This is a genomic window from Leifsonia sp. NPDC014704 (assembly GCF_043083605.1).
Lineage (GTDB): Bacteria > Actinomycetota > Actinomycetes > Actinomycetales > Microbacteriaceae > Leifsonia.
Window position 1 is genome coordinate 461,395 of the sequence record NZ_JBIBYW010000002.1, and the last position, 18,058, is coordinate 479,452.

The 18,058-nt window shown below is 70.2% G+C and carries 19 protein-coding genes; 17 read left to right on the forward strand and 2 right to left on the reverse strand.

What is annotated here, in order from left to right:
• Window positions 1-9: 9 nt before the first annotated feature.
• The 17 genes from ACF1AJ_RS13735 (at window position 10) to ACF1AJ_RS13815 (ending at window position 16,463) form a co-directional block, all read left to right on the forward strand.
• Complete coding sequence (locus ACF1AJ_RS13735) at window positions 10-402, forward strand: flagellar basal body rod C-terminal domain-containing protein (protein ID WP_309855390.1); 393 nt, start codon at window positions 10-12, stop codon at window positions 400-402.
• Window positions 402-707, forward strand: a complete 306-nt coding sequence (gene fliE / locus ACF1AJ_RS13740; RefSeq protein WP_018188966.1) for a flagellar hook-basal body complex protein FliE — start codon at window positions 402-404, stop codon at window positions 705-707. Before ACF1AJ_RS13735 ends, fliE begins: the two co-directional genes overlap by 1 nt.
• On the forward strand, window positions 707-2,308 hold the full coding sequence (fliF, locus tag ACF1AJ_RS13745) for a flagellar basal-body MS-ring/collar protein FliF (RefSeq protein WP_391507839.1): 1,602 nt from the start codon (window positions 707-709) through the stop codon (window positions 2,306-2,308). The genes fliE and fliF overlap by 1 nt, the downstream gene beginning before the upstream one ends.
• Window positions 2,305-3,315 (forward strand): flagellar motor switch protein FliG, encoded by a 1,011-nt coding sequence (gene fliG / locus ACF1AJ_RS13750; RefSeq protein WP_391507840.1) that lies wholly within the window; start codon window positions 2,305-2,307, stop codon window positions 3,313-3,315. Before fliF ends, fliG begins: the two co-directional genes overlap by 4 nt.
• Entirely contained in the window at window positions 3,305-3,913 is a 609-nt protein-coding gene (locus ACF1AJ_RS13755) for a FliH/SctL family protein (protein ID WP_391507841.1), read from the forward strand. Before fliG ends, ACF1AJ_RS13755 begins: the two co-directional genes overlap by 11 nt.
• On the forward strand, window positions 3,910-5,238 hold the full coding sequence (locus ACF1AJ_RS13760; RefSeq protein WP_391507842.1) for a FliI/YscN family ATPase: 1,329 nt from the start codon (window positions 3,910-3,912) through the stop codon (window positions 5,236-5,238). Before ACF1AJ_RS13755 ends, ACF1AJ_RS13760 begins: the two co-directional genes overlap by 4 nt.
• Window positions 5,238-5,672 (forward strand): hypothetical protein, encoded by a 435-nt coding sequence (locus ACF1AJ_RS13765; protein WP_391507843.1) that lies wholly within the window; start codon window positions 5,238-5,240, stop codon window positions 5,670-5,672. The genes ACF1AJ_RS13760 and ACF1AJ_RS13765 overlap by 1 nt, the downstream gene beginning before the upstream one ends.
• Window positions 5,669-6,352, forward strand: coding sequence for a C40 family peptidase (locus ACF1AJ_RS13770; protein WP_391507844.1), 684 nt, complete (start codon window positions 5,669-5,671; stop codon window positions 6,350-6,352). Before ACF1AJ_RS13765 ends, ACF1AJ_RS13770 begins: the two co-directional genes overlap by 4 nt.
• Window positions 6,349-7,845, forward strand: a complete 1,497-nt coding sequence (locus ACF1AJ_RS13775) for a flagellar hook-length control protein FliK (RefSeq protein WP_391507845.1) — start codon at window positions 6,349-6,351, stop codon at window positions 7,843-7,845. The genes ACF1AJ_RS13770 and ACF1AJ_RS13775 overlap by 4 nt, the downstream gene beginning before the upstream one ends.
• A gap of 12 nt (window positions 7,846-7,857) precedes the next feature.
• Entirely contained in the window at window positions 7,858-8,319 is a 462-nt protein-coding gene (locus tag ACF1AJ_RS13780) for a flagellar hook capping FlgD N-terminal domain-containing protein (protein ID WP_309855374.1), read from the forward strand.
• Window positions 8,320-8,350: 31 nt separating this feature from the next.
• Window positions 8,351-9,523 (forward strand): flagellar hook protein FlgE, encoded by a 1,173-nt coding sequence (locus ACF1AJ_RS13785; RefSeq protein WP_391507846.1) that lies wholly within the window; start codon window positions 8,351-8,353, stop codon window positions 9,521-9,523.
• Between the two features lie 128 nt (window positions 9,524-9,651).
• Window positions 9,652-10,401, forward strand: coding sequence for an ABC transporter permease (locus ACF1AJ_RS13790; protein WP_391507847.1), 750 nt, complete (start codon window positions 9,652-9,654; stop codon window positions 10,399-10,401).
• Window positions 10,402-10,499: 98 nt separating this feature from the next.
• On the forward strand, window positions 10,500-11,513 hold the full coding sequence (locus tag ACF1AJ_RS13795; RefSeq protein WP_391507848.1) for a LacI family DNA-binding transcriptional regulator: 1,014 nt from the start codon (window positions 10,500-10,502) through the stop codon (window positions 11,511-11,513).
• A 104-nt stretch (window positions 11,514-11,617) separates the two neighbouring features.
• Window positions 11,618-12,943 (forward strand): ABC transporter substrate-binding protein, encoded by a 1,326-nt coding sequence (locus ACF1AJ_RS13800; protein WP_391507849.1) that lies wholly within the window; start codon window positions 11,618-11,620, stop codon window positions 12,941-12,943.
• Window positions 12,944-13,024: 81 nt separating this feature from the next.
• On the forward strand, window positions 13,025-13,969 hold the full coding sequence (locus ACF1AJ_RS13805) for a carbohydrate ABC transporter permease (RefSeq protein WP_391507850.1): 945 nt from the start codon (window positions 13,025-13,027) through the stop codon (window positions 13,967-13,969).
• A complete protein-coding gene (locus ACF1AJ_RS13810; protein WP_309855365.1) occupies window positions 13,966-14,913 on the forward strand; it encodes a carbohydrate ABC transporter permease in 948 nt (315 codons plus the stop codon). The genes ACF1AJ_RS13805 and ACF1AJ_RS13810 overlap by 4 nt, the downstream gene beginning before the upstream one ends.
• Window positions 14,914-14,957: 44 nt before the next feature.
• The gene (locus ACF1AJ_RS13815; protein WP_391507851.1) at window positions 14,958-16,463 is read left to right on the forward strand and encodes an alpha-N-arabinofuranosidase; all 1,506 of its coding nucleotides are present in this window, start codon (window positions 14,958-14,960) and stop codon (window positions 16,461-16,463) included.
• Here the strand turns inward: ACF1AJ_RS13815 and ACF1AJ_RS13820 are convergent.
• Complete coding sequence (locus tag ACF1AJ_RS13820) at window positions 16,460-17,137, reverse strand: SDR family NAD(P)-dependent oxidoreductase (protein WP_391507852.1); 678 nt, start codon at window positions 17,135-17,137, stop codon at window positions 16,460-16,462. The two genes, ACF1AJ_RS13815 and ACF1AJ_RS13820, sit on opposite strands and share 4 nt — an antisense overlap.
• A 92-nt stretch (window positions 17,138-17,229) precedes the next feature.
• On the reverse strand, window positions 17,230-18,057 hold the full coding sequence (locus tag ACF1AJ_RS13825) for a flagellar motor protein MotB (RefSeq protein WP_309855360.1): 828 nt from the start codon (window positions 18,055-18,057) through the stop codon (window positions 17,230-17,232).
• Window position 18,058: the final 1 nt, after the last annotated feature.

Sequence of the window (18,058 nt, forward strand, 5' to 3'; positions counted from 1 at the left end):
GAGCACGACATGACCTTCGACGCCATCGGGATCGCCGGGACGGGGCTGAACCTGCACCGCCATTGGCTGGACGCCATCTCCGACAACCTGGCCAACATCAACACCGCGAAGCCGACGGACGGGGCCGCCTTCCAGGCGCGCTACGTGGTCGCACAGGAGGGCGAGGGCGTCTCCGGCGTCTACGTCGCCGGCGCTGCCCTCGGAAGTGCCGAAGGACGCATGGTCTACGAGCCGGACAACCCCGTCGCCGACGAGAAGGGGTACGTGCGGTACCCCGACATCGACCTGTCCGAGCAGATGGGCTCGCTGATCATGGCGCAGCGCGGCTACCAGGCCAACGCGGCCGTCGTCGACCGCGCCAAGGAGACCTATCAGGCAGCACTCCAGATCGGGAGGAACTGATGCCCATCCCCGCGATCGGAGCGCTCTCCGGCATCGACGCCACCGCCGGGGTCTCAGCGACCCAGCAGACCGGCGGAACCGGGGGAGCCGCCTTCGGCAACGCCCTCACCGGGGCGATCGACGACCTGCAGGGGCTGCAGGGCACGAGCGACCGCCTGGCGATCCAGGCCGTCACCGGCAACCTCGACGACATCCATAACGCGACGCTCGCCTCCACGCGCGCCCAGGTCACCCTGGAGCTCGTCGCCGGCGTCCGGAACAAGGCGGTCGACGCCTTCAACGAGATAATGCGGATGCAGGCCTGATGCCTCAGCAGGTGACCAGTTTCTTCCGGCGGATCGGCGACTCGATCCGCGGCTTCTCCGTGGCCCAGCGGGTGATCGCCATCATCGGTGTCGCGGTCGTCGCCCTCGGCGCGACAGGTCTCGCCCTGTGGGCGTCGCAGCCGTCGTACACGCCGCTGTTCTCGGGTGTCGCCGCGTCGGACGCCTCTGCGATCGTCGACCAGCTGCGCACGGACGGCGTGCCGTACCAGCTCACCGATGGCGGCTCGACCATCCTCGTCCCGCAGGAGAAGGTCTACGACGAGCGCCTCAAGGCCGCTTCGGCCGGTCTCCCGGCATCCACCACCGGCGGGTACTCGCTGCTCGACAAGATGGGCGTGACCTCGTCGGAGTTCCAGCAGAACGTCACCTACAAGCGCGCGATGGAGGGTGAGCTCGGCAACACGATCGCCGCTATGAAGGGCGTCAAGGCGGCGTCGGTGCGCCTCGCCATCCCCCAGGAGACGGTCTTCGCGGCCGAGAAGAAGGACCCGACCGCGTCGGTCTTCGTCGAGACGCAAAGCGGGGTGACCCTCAGCGCCGACCAGGTGCAGGCGATCGTGCACCTGACCAGCGCGGCCGTTCCGGGCATGAAGCCGACGGACGTCGCCGTCGTGGACGCCGACGGCACCGTGCTGAGCACGGTCGGCGGCGGAGCGACCGGGGGAGCGGACAAGCAGGCGAGCGACTACGAGACCCGGGTGAAGTCCGCGGTGCAGGAGATGCTCGACAAGGTCGTCGGCGCCGGGAATGCGACCGTCGCCGTCGCCGCGGACGTCAGCACCGAGAGCGCGCAGCGTACGGAGGAGTCGTACTCGGCCCCGACGGATGCGCCGTCGCTCAGCGAGACGACCCAGAAGGAGACCTACACGGGTTCCGGCGGCAGCAACGCCGGTGTGCTCGGACCCGACAACATCGCGGTCCCGAACGGCACCAACGGCAACGGAACCTTCAACTCCGAGTCGAGCACGAAGGACAACGCGGTCGATAAGATCACCGAGCAGCGCACCATCCCGGCCGGTGCCATCAACCGGCAGACCGTCTCCGTCGCCCTGAACTCGGACGCCGTGGGTGATGTCAGCGCCAACGAGATCCGCAACCTGGTCAACGCGGCCGCCGGCATCGACGTCAAGCGCGGCGACTCCGTCAGCGTCGAGATGGTGCCGTTCAGCAAGACCGGCGCGACCGAGGCGGCCAAGGCGCTGCAGGAGGCGAAGGATGCCGCCGCGGCCGACCAGCTCAGCAGCATCATCCGGACCTCCGTCATCGCAGCCGCGATCGTCGCCGCGGCCATCATCGCGTTCCTCCTGTTCCGACGCGGCCGGCGCCGCGCGGCCGAGACGGCGGCGCTCGCCGAGGACGCCGACACGCTGGCCCTCGACGCCGCGGCCTTCCCGATCGCACTGGAGCAGGCCGCCCCGACGGTGCCGATGCAGCTCGACCCGCTTCCCGACCCCACGCCCGACCCGGCCGAGGTCGAGGCCGATCGTCGTCGCGCCGAGATCGAGGCGCTCGCTGAGCGCGACCCGCAGCGCACGGCGGAGTTCCTCCGCAGCCTCATGGATGACAGGGCGGGCGTATGAACACCGTCCTGACCGGCGCGCAGAAGGTCGCGGTCGTGCTGATGAACATGGATCAGCAGCGCGCCGCCCAGGTGATGAAGCAGTTCTCCGACGAGGAGGCCGACGAGATCACGGCTGAGATCCTGCGGCTGCGCCGCGTGGATCCGGGGGTCGCAGAGAAGGCGCTCAGCGAGTTCCACGACCTGGCGACCCGGGGTGCGGTGACCACGCGGGGTGGCCGGGACATCGCGGTCGGACTGCTCGAGGCGTCGTTCGGCGCCGAACGGGCGACGGGCGTGCTCAACAGGGTCGCATCCAACCTGGCGGGCAAGCAGTTCGAGTTCCTCGACGCGGTGGAGCCTGCCCAGGTGCAGATGCTGCTCGCCGGGGAGCTGCCGCAGACCAGCGCGCTCGTGCTCGCGCACCTGCGCGCCGATCACGCCTCGCGGGTGCTCGCCGGGCTGGACGACACGGCACGCACCGAGGTCGCGCACGCCATCGCGACGATGGGATCGCCCAGTCCGGATGCCGTGCGGGTCGTCGCCGAGACGCTCAAGCAGCGGGCCAGCGCGGTCGTGTCGTCACGGGCGGCGTCCGACGCCGTCGGGGGAGTACAGCCGCTCGTCGACATCATCAACCGCTCCGATGCGGCCACCGAGAAGGCCCTGCTGGAGGCGCTGGAGCAGCGCGACCCGCAGCTCGCCGAGGAGGTCCGGTCGCGGATGCTCACCTTCGACGACATCGTCCGCCTCGAATCGCGCGACGTACAGCAGGTGCTGCGCGGCGTCGACGCCGCCGTCCTGGCCGTCGCGATGAAGGGAGCGTCCGAGGCCGTCAGCGAGGTCATCACCACGAACCTCTCGGAGCGCAACCGCGAGATCCTCGAGGACGAGGTGCGCATCCTCGGCCCGGTGCGGGTGTCGCAGGTGGAGGACGCCCGCGCCGAGATCGTCCGGGCCATCCGCGACCTGGAGGCGACGGGCGCCATCACGGTGCAGCGTGGGGACGAGGACGCGTATGTCGAATGACGCCGCCCTCGTGCGCGATTTCGCGCCGCTGACCGTCCCGGTGCTGGCCGAGACGGAGCACGAGCGCGCCGCCATGACGGCAGCCCGTTCCCGCGGCTATGCGGCCGGCTACGCCGAGGGACGCCGTGCGGCCGCGCGCGAGCAGGCGGAGTGGGTCGACCGGGCCGATGCGGCCCGGGCCGCCGAGACGGCGGAGGCGGCCGAGCAGGTCGCGGTGCTCGCGCGGGCCCTCCGCACGGCGGCCGTCGAGCTGCGGGAGGCGACCGTTCCGGTGCTCGCCGATGCGGAGTCCGCGCTGGTGGATGCGGCGTTCGAGCTGGCGACGGCCGTCGTCGGCGTCGCGCTGCAGGACCGGGTCGCCGCTGCCCGCGCGGCGGTCGGACGCGTGGTGTCCGCAGCGCCGGGCGGTGTCGTTCCGGTGGTCCGCCTCCATCCCGATGACATCGCCGCCCTCCGTGCGGCCGGGGCGGGGGAGGACCTGCAGCTGGTCGCCGACCCGACGCTCGCGCCGGGCGATGCCATCGGCGAGCTCCCGCACGGCTGGTTGGATGCGCGCATCCACGCCGCCCTCGACCGGGCGAAGGAGGCCCTGTCGTGAGCGCGGTGCTGACCCCGGTCGTCGGCGGTCGCTGGGATGCGGCCGTGGCGGCCGCGCAGGTCGAGACCGTCGGCCGGGTCACCGCCGTGGTGGGCCTCGGCGCCGAAATCGAAGGAGTACCCGCCGCGATCGGCGACGTCGTCGTGATCGGGGAGGAGCCCGGCGTTCACGCCGAGGTCGTGGCGACGACGGCCGACCGTGTCCGGGTGATGCCGTATGGCCCGCTGACCGGTGTGGCGGCGGGCGCCCCCGCGCGTGCCGTGCGCGCCCCGCTGGTCGTCCCGACCGGGCGGGGGATGCTCGGCCGCGTCGTCGACGCGCTCGGCCGCCCCGTCGACGGTCGCGGCCCGATCGAGGCGGACGGCTTCGTCGCACTGGGCAACCGCGCACCCGACGCGATGCGCCGAGCGCGCATCCTGCAGCCCATCGGCCTGGGCGTCCGCGTTCTTGACACGATGGTGACCACCGGCCGCGGCCAGCGCCTGGGTCTGTTCGCCGGCTCGGGCGTCGGCAAGTCGTCGCTGCTCTCGATGATCGCGCGGGGGACCGACGCGCAGGTGTCGGTCATCGCGCTGGTGGGGGAGCGCGGGCGCGAAGTGCGTGAGTTCCTCGAAGACGACCTCGGCCCCGACGGCCTCGCGCGCTCGGTCGTGGTCGTGGCGACCTCGGACGAACCGGCCGTCATGCGCCTGCGCGCGGCGTTCGCGGCGACCCGCATCGCCGAGGCGTTCCGCGACGAGGGCGCCGACGTCGTGCTGATGATGGACTCCCTGACCCGTGTCGCCATGGCGCAGCGCGAGATCGGTCTCTCGGCCGGAGAGCCGCCCGCGACGCGCGGGTACCCGCCGTCGACGTTCTCGCTGCTCGCGCAACTGCTCGAACGGGCGGGAACCGGCGAGACCGGTTCGATCACGGGTCTGTACACCGTGCTCGTGGACGGCGACGACCACAACGAGCCGATCGCCGACGCGGCGCGCTCCATCCTCGACGGTCACGTCGTGCTCGACCGCAGGCTCTCGGTCGTGGGGCATTTCCCGTCGGTGGATGTGCTCGGCTCGGTCTCCCGTCTCGCCTCACGCGTGACGACCCCCGAGCAGCGTGCGGCGGCGATCGCCCTGCGCAGCGTGCTGGCCGCCAAGGTCGCCGCTCAAGACCTGCTCGACGTCGGCGCCTACAAGCCGGGGACCAACCCGAAGGTGGATGCTGCGGTCGCCAACGCCGACGCCATCGACGCGTTCCTGCGCCAGGGAATCGGCGAACCGGCCCCGTCGGCGGAGTCGTGGGCCCGGTTGCAGGCACTCATCGGGATGCTGGGAGGCGTGTGATGGCACGAGCATTCGCACTGGCCGGTCTGCTGCGGCTGCGGCAGATCGAGAAGGAGCACGCCGCGAGCGATCTCGCCGCGGCCAACGCCCTCCGGCGGGATGCGGGGGAACGGCAGGCTCGCGCCATCGCCGCGCTGCACGCCGTGCCCGCGGAGGCAACCGATGCGGGGACGCTCTTCGCCATGGCCGCCGCGCGCGCATCCAGCCGCAGCATGCTCGCCGACCTGTCGGCGCTCGCCGCGGAACGCGAAGCCGAGGCGGCCGCAGCGCAGGAGGCGTTCACCGAGGCGAAGAAGCGCGCGGTCGGGCTGGAGAAGCTGGAGAACCGCCACCGCGCCGAGGTCGTCGCCGGTGAACTGAGCGCCGAACAGTCGGCCATCGACGAGATGGCCACCGGCGCGTGGCAGCGCGCGCGAGAAGGGGGAGAGGCATGACCGTCACGGACGCCATCGGGCGCATCGCGCAGATCCAGGCGACGCTGGTGCAGTTGGAGAACCCGGCGAAGACGGCGGCTGCCGGGTCGGCCTCGTCCGCTTCCGGGACATCGGGGGCGTCGGCCACGTCGGCCACGGACTTCGCTGCTGCGCTGTCCGGCGCGCTGGGTGCGACGAGCGGTTCGGGATCACCGACGGGCGCCGATGTGGTCGCGGACGCCAAGAAGTACCTCGGCGTCCCCTACGTCTTCGGCGGCACCAGCGCCTCCGGGCTCGACTGCTCCGGGCTGGTGCAGCGCGTGTTCAAGGATCTCGGCATCGACGTGCCGCGCCTCGTCTCCGGGCAGTCGACCGTCGGCACCGAGGTGCCATCGCTCGCTCAGGCGCAGCCGGGCGACCTCATCGTCACCAACGGCGGCGAGCACATCGTCATCTATGCGGGAGACGGCAAGGTCATCCACGCTCCGAGCGAAGGGCGCAACGTCAGCCTGGTGGACAACTGGATGAGCGACTCCGACATCGTCACGATCCGGCGGGTGCTTCCGCAGGCGGCGCCGGCGAGCGCGGCTCCGTCTGCGGCGCTGGCGGGGCTCGGTGGCTCTGCATCGTCCGCCTCCTCCGCCCAGGCGGACATGATGCGCTCGCTGTTCGCGTCACTCGTGCAGGGAGGCTCCCTGTGAGCCCGGCAACGGTCACGTCCGCTCCGCCCGCTGCGCCGTCCACGGCAGCCCGGCCCGGCTCTGGCGCGACGAAGGGCTCCGGCGGCGCGTTCGACGCCTTCCTGCAGGGCGCGGTGGATGCCACCCCGCGGGATGCGCACGGCGGATCGCGGCCGAAGGCGGCGCGCGAGCACGACCGGAGTGTGGACAAGCCGGATGCAGCCGGAGCTGCCGCCGCGCGAGACACTGCTCGACCGACGCAGACCGGGGGCGCGGACGGTCAGATCGACGCTGCCGCCGGCGCGGACGGCACGTCAGCGGGTGCCGCAGCGACCGGCACGGAGACTCCGTCATCGTCGACAGCCCCGACGCAGACCGCCACCACGGTTCCGGGTCTCCCGGCCGCGATGACGGACGCCGCAACGTCCCCCGTCGTGACCGCGGCCGCCGCATCCACACCGGCCGCGGCATCCCCGATCACCGGCAGCCCGACCGTCGGTAGCCCATCCGTCGGCGCGCCTTCCGCTGTGGCCCAGACCCTTGCCGCACCGTCCGACGCCCCCCAGCCCGCCACGCCGACGCCCCCGGTCTCCGTCACCCCACCGTCGAGTAGCGACATCACGTCGCCACTCGACCCGAATTCGAGCACCGAGTCACCGCTCGTGGCGGCCGTCGCGGTCGCGAACGCGGGGGAGAGCGGAGAGGCGGGTGCCCCGTCCCGACCGGCCCGCGGTGCGAGCGGCTCCGCTGCCGCCCCACGCGGGGTATCGGGCGAGGCTGATGCTGCCCCAGCCCCGATAACGGGGACCGGCGGAGCGGCGACCGCGCCCACGGCCCCAGCGGCAGGTGCCCAGGCGGCCGCCGTTCCGACGACGCCGCCGCTTACCCCGCAGACCGCGACCGCCGGAGCACCGGCCGAGGCTGCGCCGTCCGCAGCCGCGGCGCCAACCGCATCCACTCGCCCCGAGCCCCCGAAGGCCGACCCGGTCGCCGCACCGACGGCCGCCCCGCAGCCGCTGCCCGGTCTCGAGCGCGCTCCGACCGCGCAACCGGTCGCCGCCCCCGCTCCCGCTGCCCCCGCACCGCAGGCCACGCTGGGCGCGCAGCTCGCCCGCCCGGTGTTCACCCTCGCCGCGGCCGGCGCCGGTGAGCACGTCATGACCGTGCACGTCACCCCGGACACATTCGGGCCGGTGACGGTCCGTGCGCACGTCGGCGGCGAGGGCGTCCGCGTCGAGTTGTTCGCGCCGACGGATGCCGGGCGGGATGCGCTGCGCGCCATCCTCCCGGACCTGCGCCGTGACCTCGGCGGCGCGGGCCTCACCGGCACGCTCGACCTGTCGTCCCAGAACCAGCCGGCGCCGCAGCACGACGCGCCCGGCGGCGGTCGTCATGGCGCCCCGGAGGGACGGCCGACCGCACAGCGGGCCTCCTCCGAGGGCGTCGCATCCCCCCGATCCACCCTGTCCGCACTCGCGGACGGGTCCGCGCACACCATCGACCTGATCGTCTAGAAGGGAGCCACCGTGGCCGTCGACCCCATCACCGGAGCAGACACCGCCCCCACGGGCGGCATCTACTCCACACCGCCGACGCGGACGCCGAAGCAGTCGCTCGACAGCGAGGCCTTCATGCAGCTGCTGGTCACCCAGCTCCGCAACCAGGACCCGAGCTCGCCGATGGACACCAACCAGATGATCGCCCAGACGACGCAGCTGGCCATGATGGAGAAGCTCACCAACATGGACACGACCGCCCAGGAGGGCTTCGCGCTCCAGATGCGGCAAGCTGCGGCCGCGCTCATCGGTCACACCGTGAGCTATCTCGACAAGAACGGCGACACCCAGACCGGGCTCGCCTCGTCCGTCTCCTACGCCGGCGCGGTCCCGATCGTCACGGTGGGCGATCAGAAGCTCGCCCTCGACGCCATCCTCGGCGTGGTCACCCCCGCCCCAGCCGGCTCGGGCTCCACGACGCCGACCGCCTGACCTCACGCACCTTCCTCAGAAAGGAAACGCCATGCTCCGCTCGCTCTACTCCGGAATCTCCGGCCTCCGCTCGCACCAGACCATGCTGGATGTGACGGGCAACAACATCGCCAACGTCAACACGACCGCGTTCAAGTCGTCCGCCGTGCAGTTCCAGGACACCCTGTCCCAGCTGGTGCAGGGCGCCGGTGCGCCCCAGGGCCAGACCGGCGGAACGAACCCCGCCCAGATCGGTCTCGGCGTGCTCGTCGCGGGCATCTCGACCAACTTCACGCAGGGCGCCGCCCAGGCGACGGGCCGCTCCACCGACATCATGATCAACGGAGACGGCTTCTTCGTGATGAAGGTCGGCGGCGAGACGGTCTACACGCGCGCAGGCTCACTGGACCCCGACGCGCTCGGCCGCCTGGTCGGGCCGGGCGGTGCCATCCTGCAGGGCTGGAACGCCGTCAACGGCGTCATCCAGCAGGGCGGCGCGCTGAGCGACATCACCATCCCGCTGAAGGCCGTCACTCCCGCCTCGGCCACCACGACGTCGAACGTCACCGGCAACCTGCCCTCCGACGCCGCGGCCGGCGACCAGCTGGTGCGCGACATCTCCGTGTACGACGCCAACGGCACCGCCCGCAAGCTCACCCTCACCTTCACCAAGACCGGCACCGGGTGGGATGTGGCGGGCGCGGACGCCGCGGGAGCGACAGGAAACAGCACGCTCACCTTCACCAACGGCGTCCTCACCGGCGGCGGCGCGCTCACCGTCGGCGGCGTCGCGGTGAACCTCAGCGCGGTCACCGGTTACTCGGGCATCACGACGGTCGCCTTCAAGGACCAGAGCGGCCGGGCGGCAGGAACCCTCGAGTCGTTCACCCTCGACAAGGACGGCACGATCACGGGCCTCTTCTCGAACGGCGACAAGCAGGCGGTGGGCCGGATCGCACTCGCCACTTTCGTGAACCCGGGCGGACTCGAGAAGGGCGGCGGCTCGACCTACCGCGCCACCGTCAACTCGGGTGCGGCCCAGCTCGGCGGCCCCGGCGAGGACGGCCTGGGCCAGCTCCAGGGAGGTTCGCTGGAGATGTCGAACGTCGACCTCTCGCAGGAGTTCACCAACCTGATCGTCGCGCAGCGCGGCTTCCAGGCGAACGCCCGCATCATCACGACCTCGGACGAGGTGCTGCAGGAGCTCACCAACCTGAAGCGCTGACCCCGTCGAAACGGAGGGGTTCCTGCGCGTTGCCGGCAGGGTCCCCTCCGTTTCGCGCATCCGGCCGCATCCCCCGTCCGGATCCCCTCCGTTTCCGCCGCTCCCGCACCGCGCCGTAGGCTCGTCGGGTGCCCATCGTCCACGAGCTGGCGCCCACGCTGCTGGGCGTCGCCGTGCTCGCGCTCGTCGCCGTCGGAGTGCTCGCCGCCTACGGCGTGCCGCATCGCTGGGCGCCGGCCCTTGCCATCCTCCGCGGTGCCGCACAGCTCGCCGTCATCAGCGTGGTGCTCGCCGGCGTCATCACCGATCCGCTCTGGGTCGCGCTGGCCCTCCTCGTCATGTTCTCCGTGGCGGCCGCCACGGCGACGCGCCGGATCGGATGGTCGTCGGAGCACGCCGTGATGATGGCGACGGCCATGGCGGTCGGCGTCATCGTGTCGTTCTCGGTGGTCTTCCTCACCGGGGCCATCGAGTTCAGCGCGCGCTACGCCCTGGCGATCGGCGGCATCGTGATCGGCAACTCGATGAGCATCGCGACGCTGGCGGGGCGCCGCTTCACCGAGGCGGTCGGCGATCACTGGGACGAGGTGGAAGGCTGGCTCGCGCTGGGTGCGACCCCTCGACAGTCGACTTTGGAGCTGGCGCGCAACGCCGTCTATTCTGCGCTGATCCCGTCCGTCGATCAGACGAAGACGACCGGTCTGGTGACGCTTCCCGGCGCCTTCGTCGGGGCGATCTTCGGAGGCGTGTCCCCGCTTGAGGCCGGCCGCTTCCAGGTGGTCGTCCTGGCGGCGATCATGGCGGCCGGCGCCCTGACGGCGGTGATCGTCTCGACATGGCTCGCGCCCGTCCGGGTTCGGCCGGCCGCCCTCCGCTGACCGTCGCACCGAGGCTCGGCGCGCGGTCCGGCCGCTGCGGCGACGATCGTCGTTCCAACGTTATAAAGTCACAGCAGGGCTGCGAGAGGGGAGCGTGCATGGCCGCGACGATGCAGGACGTGAGCGTGCTCGCCGGAGTATCGGTCAAGACCGTCTCGAACGTGATCAACGACCACCCGCACGTCCGTGAGCAGACGCGGCGCAAGGTGCTGGATGCGATCGACGTGCTCGGCTACCGGCCCAACTTCCTGGCCCGCGGACTCCGCTCCGGGCGGACCAACGTGATCTCGCTGATGATCCCGAATCTGCGCAACGCGTACTTCGCCGAGCTGGCGGACGCGGTGATGATGGCGGCGGCCGAGCGGGGGCTGGCCGTCCTGATCGAGCAGTACGGCCTCGACCGCCGCCAGGAGATCGGCGCGTTGCGGCATCCGCACGCCCAGACCGTCGACGGTGTGCTGCACAGCGTGCTCGCCCTCGATCAGAGCGACGTCGAGCTGCTGGCGGAGCTGGGCACGCCGGTGGTGCTGCTCGGCGACCGCAACGTGGATGTGCCGCGCGACCATGTCATCATCGCCAACACCGAGGGGACCCGGGCGGCGACCGAGCACCTGCTGTACTCCGGCCGCCGGCGGATCGTTGCGTTCGGCGCGCATCCCGCCGACCACGTCGGCTCGGCCGCTCTGCGACTTGAGGGATACCGCCAGGCGCTGGAGGCCGCCGGCCTGCCGTTCGACGAGACGCTGGTGGTTCCCGTCGACCCCTGGCACCGGCGCAACGGGGCGGACGCGATGCGCGAACTGCTCGCGACGGGGATGCGGTTCGACGGCGTCGTCGCATTCAACGACGCCATCGCGCTCGGGGCGCTGCGCGCGCTCCAGGAGGCCGGTCGACGGGTCCCGGAGGACGTGGCCGTGATCGGTTTCGACGACATCGAGGAGACGGAGTACTCCATCCCGAGCCTGTCGTCGATCGACCCGGGCCGGGAGCGGATCGCCCGCACGGCCATCGACCTGTTGGTGCGGAGGATCGAGCACCCGGACGAGCCCTTCGTCCCCGAGCGGCTGCCGATGCCGTTCCGCCTGGTCGAACGCGAGTCGACACGGGCCTGACGAAATCCGTTTGACACGGTCACATCCGTTCTGCATCATGGTCTCTACAACGTTGTTCTCTAACGTTGTAGACAAGGGTGTCAGCACACCGCGAAGGGAATCCAATGAAGAAGCTCCTTGCAGCGGGCGGCGTGATCGCAGTCGCGGTCGCGGCGCTCACCGGGTGTTCCGGAGGCAGCGGCGCAGCAGCCAGCTGCCAGAACAAGATCGTCCATTCCGATGCCAAGCAGGTCACCATGTGGGCCTGGTATCCCAACTTCGAGCCGGTCGTCGACCTGTTCAACAAGAACCACAAGGACGTCCAGATCTGCTGGACGAACACCGGTGCGGGCAACGACGAGTACACCAAGTTCTCGACGGCGATCCAGGCCGGCTCCGGCGCCCCCGATGTCGTGATGCTCGAGAGCGAGGTCGTCCCGAGCTACATCGCCGACGGCTCCATCGTCGACCTGAGCAAGCTCGGTGCCGACAAGGTCAAGGACAACTACTCCGAGGGCGCCTGGAGCGACATCAGCAGCAACGGCTCCGCGTACGCCATCCCGGTGGACGGCGGCCCGGTCGGTCTGCTCTACCGCAAGGACCTCTTCGACAAGTACGGCCTCACCGTCCCCACCACCTGGGACGAGTACGCGGCCGACGCCGAGAAGATCAAGGCCGCGACCGGCGGCAAGACCCTGATGACCGATTTCCCGGGCAACGGCCGCGCCTACCAGACGGCCCTGTTCGCCCAGGCGGGCGCCGCTCCGTTCGAGCTGAGCGGCAAGCAGGACATCAAGGTCGACCTCGACGACCCGGCCAGCCAGAAGGTGCTCACCTACTGGAACGGACTCGTCCAGAAGAAGCTCGTCGGCACGGAGGACTCCTCCACCACCGACTACAACACGCACCTCGTCAACGGCACCTATGCCTCGGTGATCGCGGCCGCGTGGCTGCCCGGTTACCTCCAGGGCTTCACCGGCGCCGACAAGACGGCGAAGTGGGCCGTCGCTCCCGTCCCGCAGTGGGACCCGGCCAACCCCGTCCAGATCAACATCGGCGGTTCGGCCTTCGCGGTGAGCAAGCAGGCGCAGGACCAGAAGGCGGCGGCCAAGGTCGCCACCGAGATCTTCGGCACCGAGGAGGCCTGGAAGCTGGGCATCGAGAAGGCAGCCCTGTTCCCCCTCTGGAAGCCCATCCTCGAGTCCGACTACTTCACGTCGAAGGCGTACCCCTTCTTCGGCGGGCAGCAGATCAACAAGGATGTGTTCCTCACCGCGGCGAAGGACTACAAGGGCTTCCAGTTCAGCCCGTTCCAGAACCTCGTGTACGACAAGCTGACCGATGCGGTCAACGCGACCAACAAGGGCAAGGCGACGCCGGAGGCGGCGCTCGAGACCTACCAGAAGGCGGTCGTGAGCTACGCCAAGCAGCAGGGCTACACCGTCAAGTAGCGACAGGATGCGGTGCCCGGGTTCCCCCGGCCCGGGCACCGCGCATCCCCTCGATCCGTTCCACTCCGAAGGGCTTCACCGATGACCCAATCCGCCGTCGCACCGCCGCGGCAGCGCACCCCGCGGACGCCGCGCCGCCGTGACATGGTCGGCCTCCGCCGCGCGCGCTGGGGCTGGGCGTTCACCGCTCCGTTCGCCGTCTTCCTCGTCGCGTTCCTGCTCATCCCGCTCGTCTACGCCTTCGTGCTGAGCCTGCAGAACACGACGCTCGCCGGAGGCACCTCGTGGGTGGGCTTCGCCAACTACATCCGGGCGTTCTCCGACCCGCTGTTCCTCGAAGGCGTCTGGCGCGTCCTCCTCTTCGCCGTCGTCATGATCCCGGCGCAGATGGTGGTGGCCCTCATCGCGGCCCTCCTCATCGACGCGCTGACGACGCGTTTCGCGAAGGTGTCGCGCCTCCTGATCTTCGTGCCGTACGCGGTGCCGGTCGTCATCGGCGCCCTCATGTGGGGCTTCCTCTACAGCCCGAGCTTCGGCCCGGCGCAGCAGCTGTTCGGGTTCGTCGGCCTGCAGGCTCCCAACTTCTTCTCCGACCAGAACGTCTTCGGCTCGCTGGTGAACATCGTCACCTGGCAGTGGGCCGGCTACTACATGATCATCCTGTACGCGGCTCTCCAGGGCGTCGACCCGACGATCTACGAGGCGGCGCGAGTGGATGGCGCCAACGCCTGGCAGATCGCGCTGCGGATCAAGATCCCGATGGTCGCCTCCTCGCTGCTGCTCGTCCTCGTCTTCTCGCTGATCGGGACGCTGCAGTTCTTCAACGAGCCGCAGATGCTGCGCGGGATGGCGTCCGGCTCCATCACCTCCAACTACACGCCGAACATCTACGCGTACACGGTGGCGTTCTCGTACCACCAGTTCAACTACGCCTCCGCGATCGCCTTCGCGCTCGGGATCGTGGTCTTCATCGGGTCGTACGCGTTCATGTTCGCCACGCGCAAGAGAAGCGGACTGATGAAATGACGACAGAACTCGCCGGCATCGAGCCGGCCGCCGATACCCGCAGCATCCGTACCGGCCGTCCCGTCCGCGCTCGACGTGATGCCCCGGCCGGTCGCCGGACGGGCCGCCTGGTCATCCCGCATATCGTGCTCGCGGCCTTCATCGTCTACTTCGCCCTTCCGTTCTGGTGGCTGATCGTCGCCAGCACGAAGAGCCAGCAGACCCTGTTCGACGGCAAGACCAGCCCGCTGTGGTTCGGGGGCTCGTTCGACCTGTTCGGCAACATCTCGTCGCTGTTCAGCTACTCGGGCGGCCTGTACGCGCACTGGCTCGGCAACTCGTTCCTGTACGCCATCGCGGGCGGCATCGGGGCGACCGTTCTCTCGGTCCTCGCCGGATACGGGTTCTCGATGTACGGCTTCCGCGGGCGGAGGGCGTTCTTCGCCATCGTGCTCGGGTCGGTCATGGTCCCGGCGACCGTGCTCGTCATCCCGCTGTTCGTGCTGATGAGCGGCGCGCACCTGACCAACACGATCTGGGCCGTCATCCTGCCTTCGATGCTCAACCCGTTCGCGGTGTACCTGATGAAGGTCTACACCGACGAGGCGATCCCCTCGGAGATGGTGGATGCGGCCCGCGTCGACGGCGCGGGCGAGATCCGGATCTTCGCCCGGGTGGCCCTCCCGCTCATGCGGCCGGCGGTCGTGACCGTGCTGCTGCTGTCGGTGGTCGGCACCTGGAACAACTTCTTCCTGCCGCTCGTGATGTTCTCGAACCCGCAGCTGTTCCCGGTGACCGTCGGCCTCGGAGCCCTGCAGTCGCAGGCCCAGGTCAACACCGGCGGCCAGTCGCTCTGGAATCTCGTGATCACGGGCGCGCTCATCTCGATCGTGCCGCTGATCGTCTCGTTCCTGACCCTGCAGCGATACTGGCAGGGCGGGCTCTCGATCGGCAGCGTCAAGTAAAGCCTCACGGCACAGCTACAGAAATTCGAAAACAGGAGATCCATTTGTCTGAGACCCGCATCGCCCTCGACCGCACCGCGCGCGTCGCGACCGTCAACCGCCGCATCTTCGGCTCGTTCGTCGAGCACCTGGGGCGCTGCGTGTACGACGGCATCTACGAGCCGGGGCACCCGACCGCGAACGAGGACGGCTTCCGGCTCGACGTCGTGGAGCTCGTCCGCGAGCTCGGCTCGACGACGATCCGCTACCCGGGCGGCAACTTCGTCTCCGGCTTCCGCTGGGAGGACTCGGTCGGCCCGCGCGACAAGCGCCCGGTGCGCCGCGACCTCGCCTGGCACTCGCTGGAGTCGAACCAGGTCGGCCTGGACGAGTTCTCGCGCTGGCTGAAGCTCACCGACTCGGAGCTGATGCTCGCGGTCAACCTCGGCACCCGCGGCATCCAGGCGGCCCTCGACCTGCTCGAGTACGCCAACCACCCGTCCGGCACGGCGCTCAGCGACCAGCGGATCGCGAACGGCACGCCGGAGCCGCACGACATCCGGATGTGGTGCCTCGGCAACGAGATGGACGGCCCGTGGCAGACCGGCTACATGACCGCCGACGACTACGGCAAGCTCGCCGCCCGCACGGCCGCTGCGATGAAGATGGCCGACAAGGACCTCGAGCTCGTGGTCTGCGGCTCCTCGGGCTCGGGGATGCCGACCTTCGGCGAGTGGGAGCGCATCGTTCTCGAGCACTCCTACGAGCACGTCGACTACGTGTCGGCGCACGCGTACTACCAGGAGCGCGGCGGCGACCTCGGCTCGTTCCTCGCCTCCTCCGTGGACATGCAGTACTTCATCGACACGGTCGTCTCGACGGCCGATCACGTCGGCAACCGGCTCAAGAGCAAGAAGAAGATCCAGATCTCGTTCGACGAGTGGAACATCTGGTACCTCGACGAGCACAAGGAGTCGGAGGAGGTCAACGACGAGTGGCGGTACGCCCCGCGGCAGCTGGAGGACGTCTACTCGGCCGCCGACGCCGTCGTGCTCGGCAACCTGCTCATCACCCTGCTCAAGAACCACGACCGCGTGACCAGCGCCTCCCTCGCCCAGCTGGTGAACGTGATCGCTCCGATCATGACCGAGCCGGGCGGGGATGCCTGGCGCCAGACCACGTTCTTCCCGTTCTCGGTGACGAGCCGGCTGGCCCGCGGCGAGGTGCTGCGCCCGCGCATCGAGACCGGCTCGTACGAGACCGCCGTCTACGGCGAGGCGGACCTGGTGGATGCGGTGGCCACCTTCGACGAGGGCGACGGCTCGGCCGCGCTCTTCGTCGTGAACCGCAGCCTCACCGAGACGCAGACCGTCCGGGTGGACGTGCGCGACCTCGGCGTCTCCTCGGTGCGCGAGGCCGTGTCCCTGTGGGATGAGGATGTGTACGCGAAGAACACGCTGCACGACCAGAACCGCGTGGGCCTTCGCCCGACGCCCACCGCATCCCTCGACGACGGCGTGCTCACGCTCGAGCTCCCGCCGGTCTCGTGGACGGGCGTCTCGCTCGGCTAGAGCAGGGTCGTCCCCAGCATCCGGTGGCCGATGGCGATGGACTCGCCGTCGACCGCCGACAGGGGCGAGGTGAGGAAGGCGACCAGGTCGGCGATCTGGTCCGGAGACGATTCCCCGCCTCGCCCCGGTGCGACCTGGGCGTCGGGGGTCTCCGTGACGAGGCCCGGGTTGATGACGTTGACGGCGACGCCTGTCCCTGCCAGCTCGTCGGCGAGGTTCTTCGCGATGAGGATGGTGGACGCGTTGCGCACCACCGCGGTGATGTTGCCGCTGATGTAGGCGTTCTGCCCGCTGATCGCGACGATCCGGCCGAAGCCGGCTTCCCGCATCGCGGGGATCACCGCGCGAGCGACCCGGAGGAACGACAGCGCCTTGCCGTCGATCGCGCTCAGGATCTGCTCGGGGTCGGAGCTGCGGGCGGGGTCGAGGGTCTGCGCCGGCGGCGCGGCCGTCACGACCAGGCCGTCGATGCGTCCGTGACGCTCCAGCGCGGTGTCGATGCCGCGACGCACGGACTCCTCGTCCGAGGCGTCGAGGGTCACCCCATCCGAGGCGCTGCGGGAGGCGACCACCACGGTCGCGCCCTCGGCGCGGAGGCGGTCGGCGACCGCCGAGCCGATGAAGCCGTTGCCGCCGACGACGAGGACGACGCGATTCTCAAGCTGAAGATCCATACCCGCCTCAACCCCGTCGAGTCCACAAAAATTGCACGCCTGAGCGGTGGCTTGTGTGCAGTTTGTGCGTACTCGACGGTGGGGACTAGGCGTCAGCGGGAGGCGGCGGGGGCCGTGGTGGGTGCGGGCGACTGCAGCGCCTGGGGGATGAGCTTGCGGATGGCGTCCGGCTGCGACGACAGCACCACCACATCCACCCGGCGGTTCTGCGCCAGGTCGGAGTCGGTCGTGCCGGTGTGCCCGGCGACCGGACGCGCCGAACCGAAGCTGACCGCGGCGATGCGCTCCTGAGGGAAGCCGTTCACCTCGACCAGGTGCCGCAGCACGCTGGTCGCCCGGCCGGCGGAGAGTTCCCAGTTGGTCGGATACGGAGCCCCCGGCTGCCGCAGGTCGGCGTGCCCCTCCACCGAGACCTCGTATGCTTCCGGAGCGAGCACGGGCCCGATGTCGTTGAGGACGGCCACCGCGCGCGCGCTGAGCTCCGCGCGGTTCGAGTCGAAGAACGTCGAGTTGCCGACCAGCCCGATCGTGAGGCCGCGCTCGTCGATCTTGAGCTCCACCGCATCCTGCAGGCCATCGCGGGTGAGCGCGGCCTGGATGAGGTCCTTCAGGTGCTGCAGGTTTTGCGCCTCCTGCTGGGCGAGGGCGAAGTCGGTCGACTTGCCGGACTCGTCGACGTGCTTGGGCGGCACGACGACCCCGGATGCGGTGTCGACCTTCTGCGTCTTCACCTGCCCGAAGCCGGTCGCCAGCGAGTCCTTCAATTGCTCGAACTTCTTCGCATCCACCGTCGACATGGCGAAGAGCACGATGAACATGCACATGAGCACGGTGACCATGTCCATGTAGGAGGCCATCCAGCGCTCCTCGTTCTCGTGCTCCTCCGGCTCCTCGTGTCTCTTCCGACGGCGGGCTGACATG

Bases quoted from the DNA above. Each gene is read 5' to 3' on its own strand.
- fliE (WP_018188966.1), top strand. From the start codon at position 402: ATGCCCATCCCCGCGATCGGAGCGCTCTCCGGCATCGACGCCACCGCC.
- ACF1AJ_RS13800 (WP_391507849.1), top strand. From the start codon at position 11,618: ATGAAGAAGCTCCTTGCAGCGGGCGGCGTGATCGCAGTCGCGGTCGCG.
- ACF1AJ_RS13805 (WP_391507850.1), top strand. From the start codon at position 13,025: ATGACCCAATCCGCCGTCGCACCGCCGCGGCAGCGCACCCCGCGGACG.
- ACF1AJ_RS13735 (WP_309855390.1), top strand. From the start codon at position 10: ATGACCTTCGACGCCATCGGGATCGCCGGGACGGGGCTGAACCTGCAC.
- fliG (WP_391507840.1), top strand. From the start codon at position 2,305: ATGAACACCGTCCTGACCGGCGCGCAGAAGGTCGCGGTCGTGCTGATG.
- ACF1AJ_RS13755 (WP_391507841.1), top strand. From the start codon at position 3,305: ATGTCGAATGACGCCGCCCTCGTGCGCGATTTCGCGCCGCTGACCGTC.
- ACF1AJ_RS13785 (WP_391507846.1), top strand. From the start codon at position 8,351: ATGCTCCGCTCGCTCTACTCCGGAATCTCCGGCCTCCGCTCGCACCAG.
- ACF1AJ_RS13810 (WP_309855365.1), top strand. From the start codon at position 13,966: ATGACGACAGAACTCGCCGGCATCGAGCCGGCCGCCGATACCCGCAGC.
- fliF (WP_391507839.1), top strand. From the start codon at position 707: ATGCCTCAGCAGGTGACCAGTTTCTTCCGGCGGATCGGCGACTCGATC.
- ACF1AJ_RS13795 (WP_391507848.1), top strand. From the start codon at position 10,500: ATGGCCGCGACGATGCAGGACGTGAGCGTGCTCGCCGGAGTATCGGTC.
- ACF1AJ_RS13770 (WP_391507844.1), top strand. From the start codon at position 5,669: ATGACCGTCACGGACGCCATCGGGCGCATCGCGCAGATCCAGGCGACG.
- ACF1AJ_RS13765 (WP_391507843.1), top strand. From the start codon at position 5,238: ATGGCACGAGCATTCGCACTGGCCGGTCTGCTGCGGCTGCGGCAGATC.
- ACF1AJ_RS13825 (WP_309855360.1), bottom strand. From the start codon at position 18,057: ATGTCAGCCCGCCGTCGGAAGAGACACGAGGAGCCGGAGGAGCACGAG.
- ACF1AJ_RS13820 (WP_391507852.1), bottom strand. From the start codon at position 17,137: ATGGATCTTCAGCTTGAGAATCGCGTCGTCCTCGTCGTCGGCGGCAAC.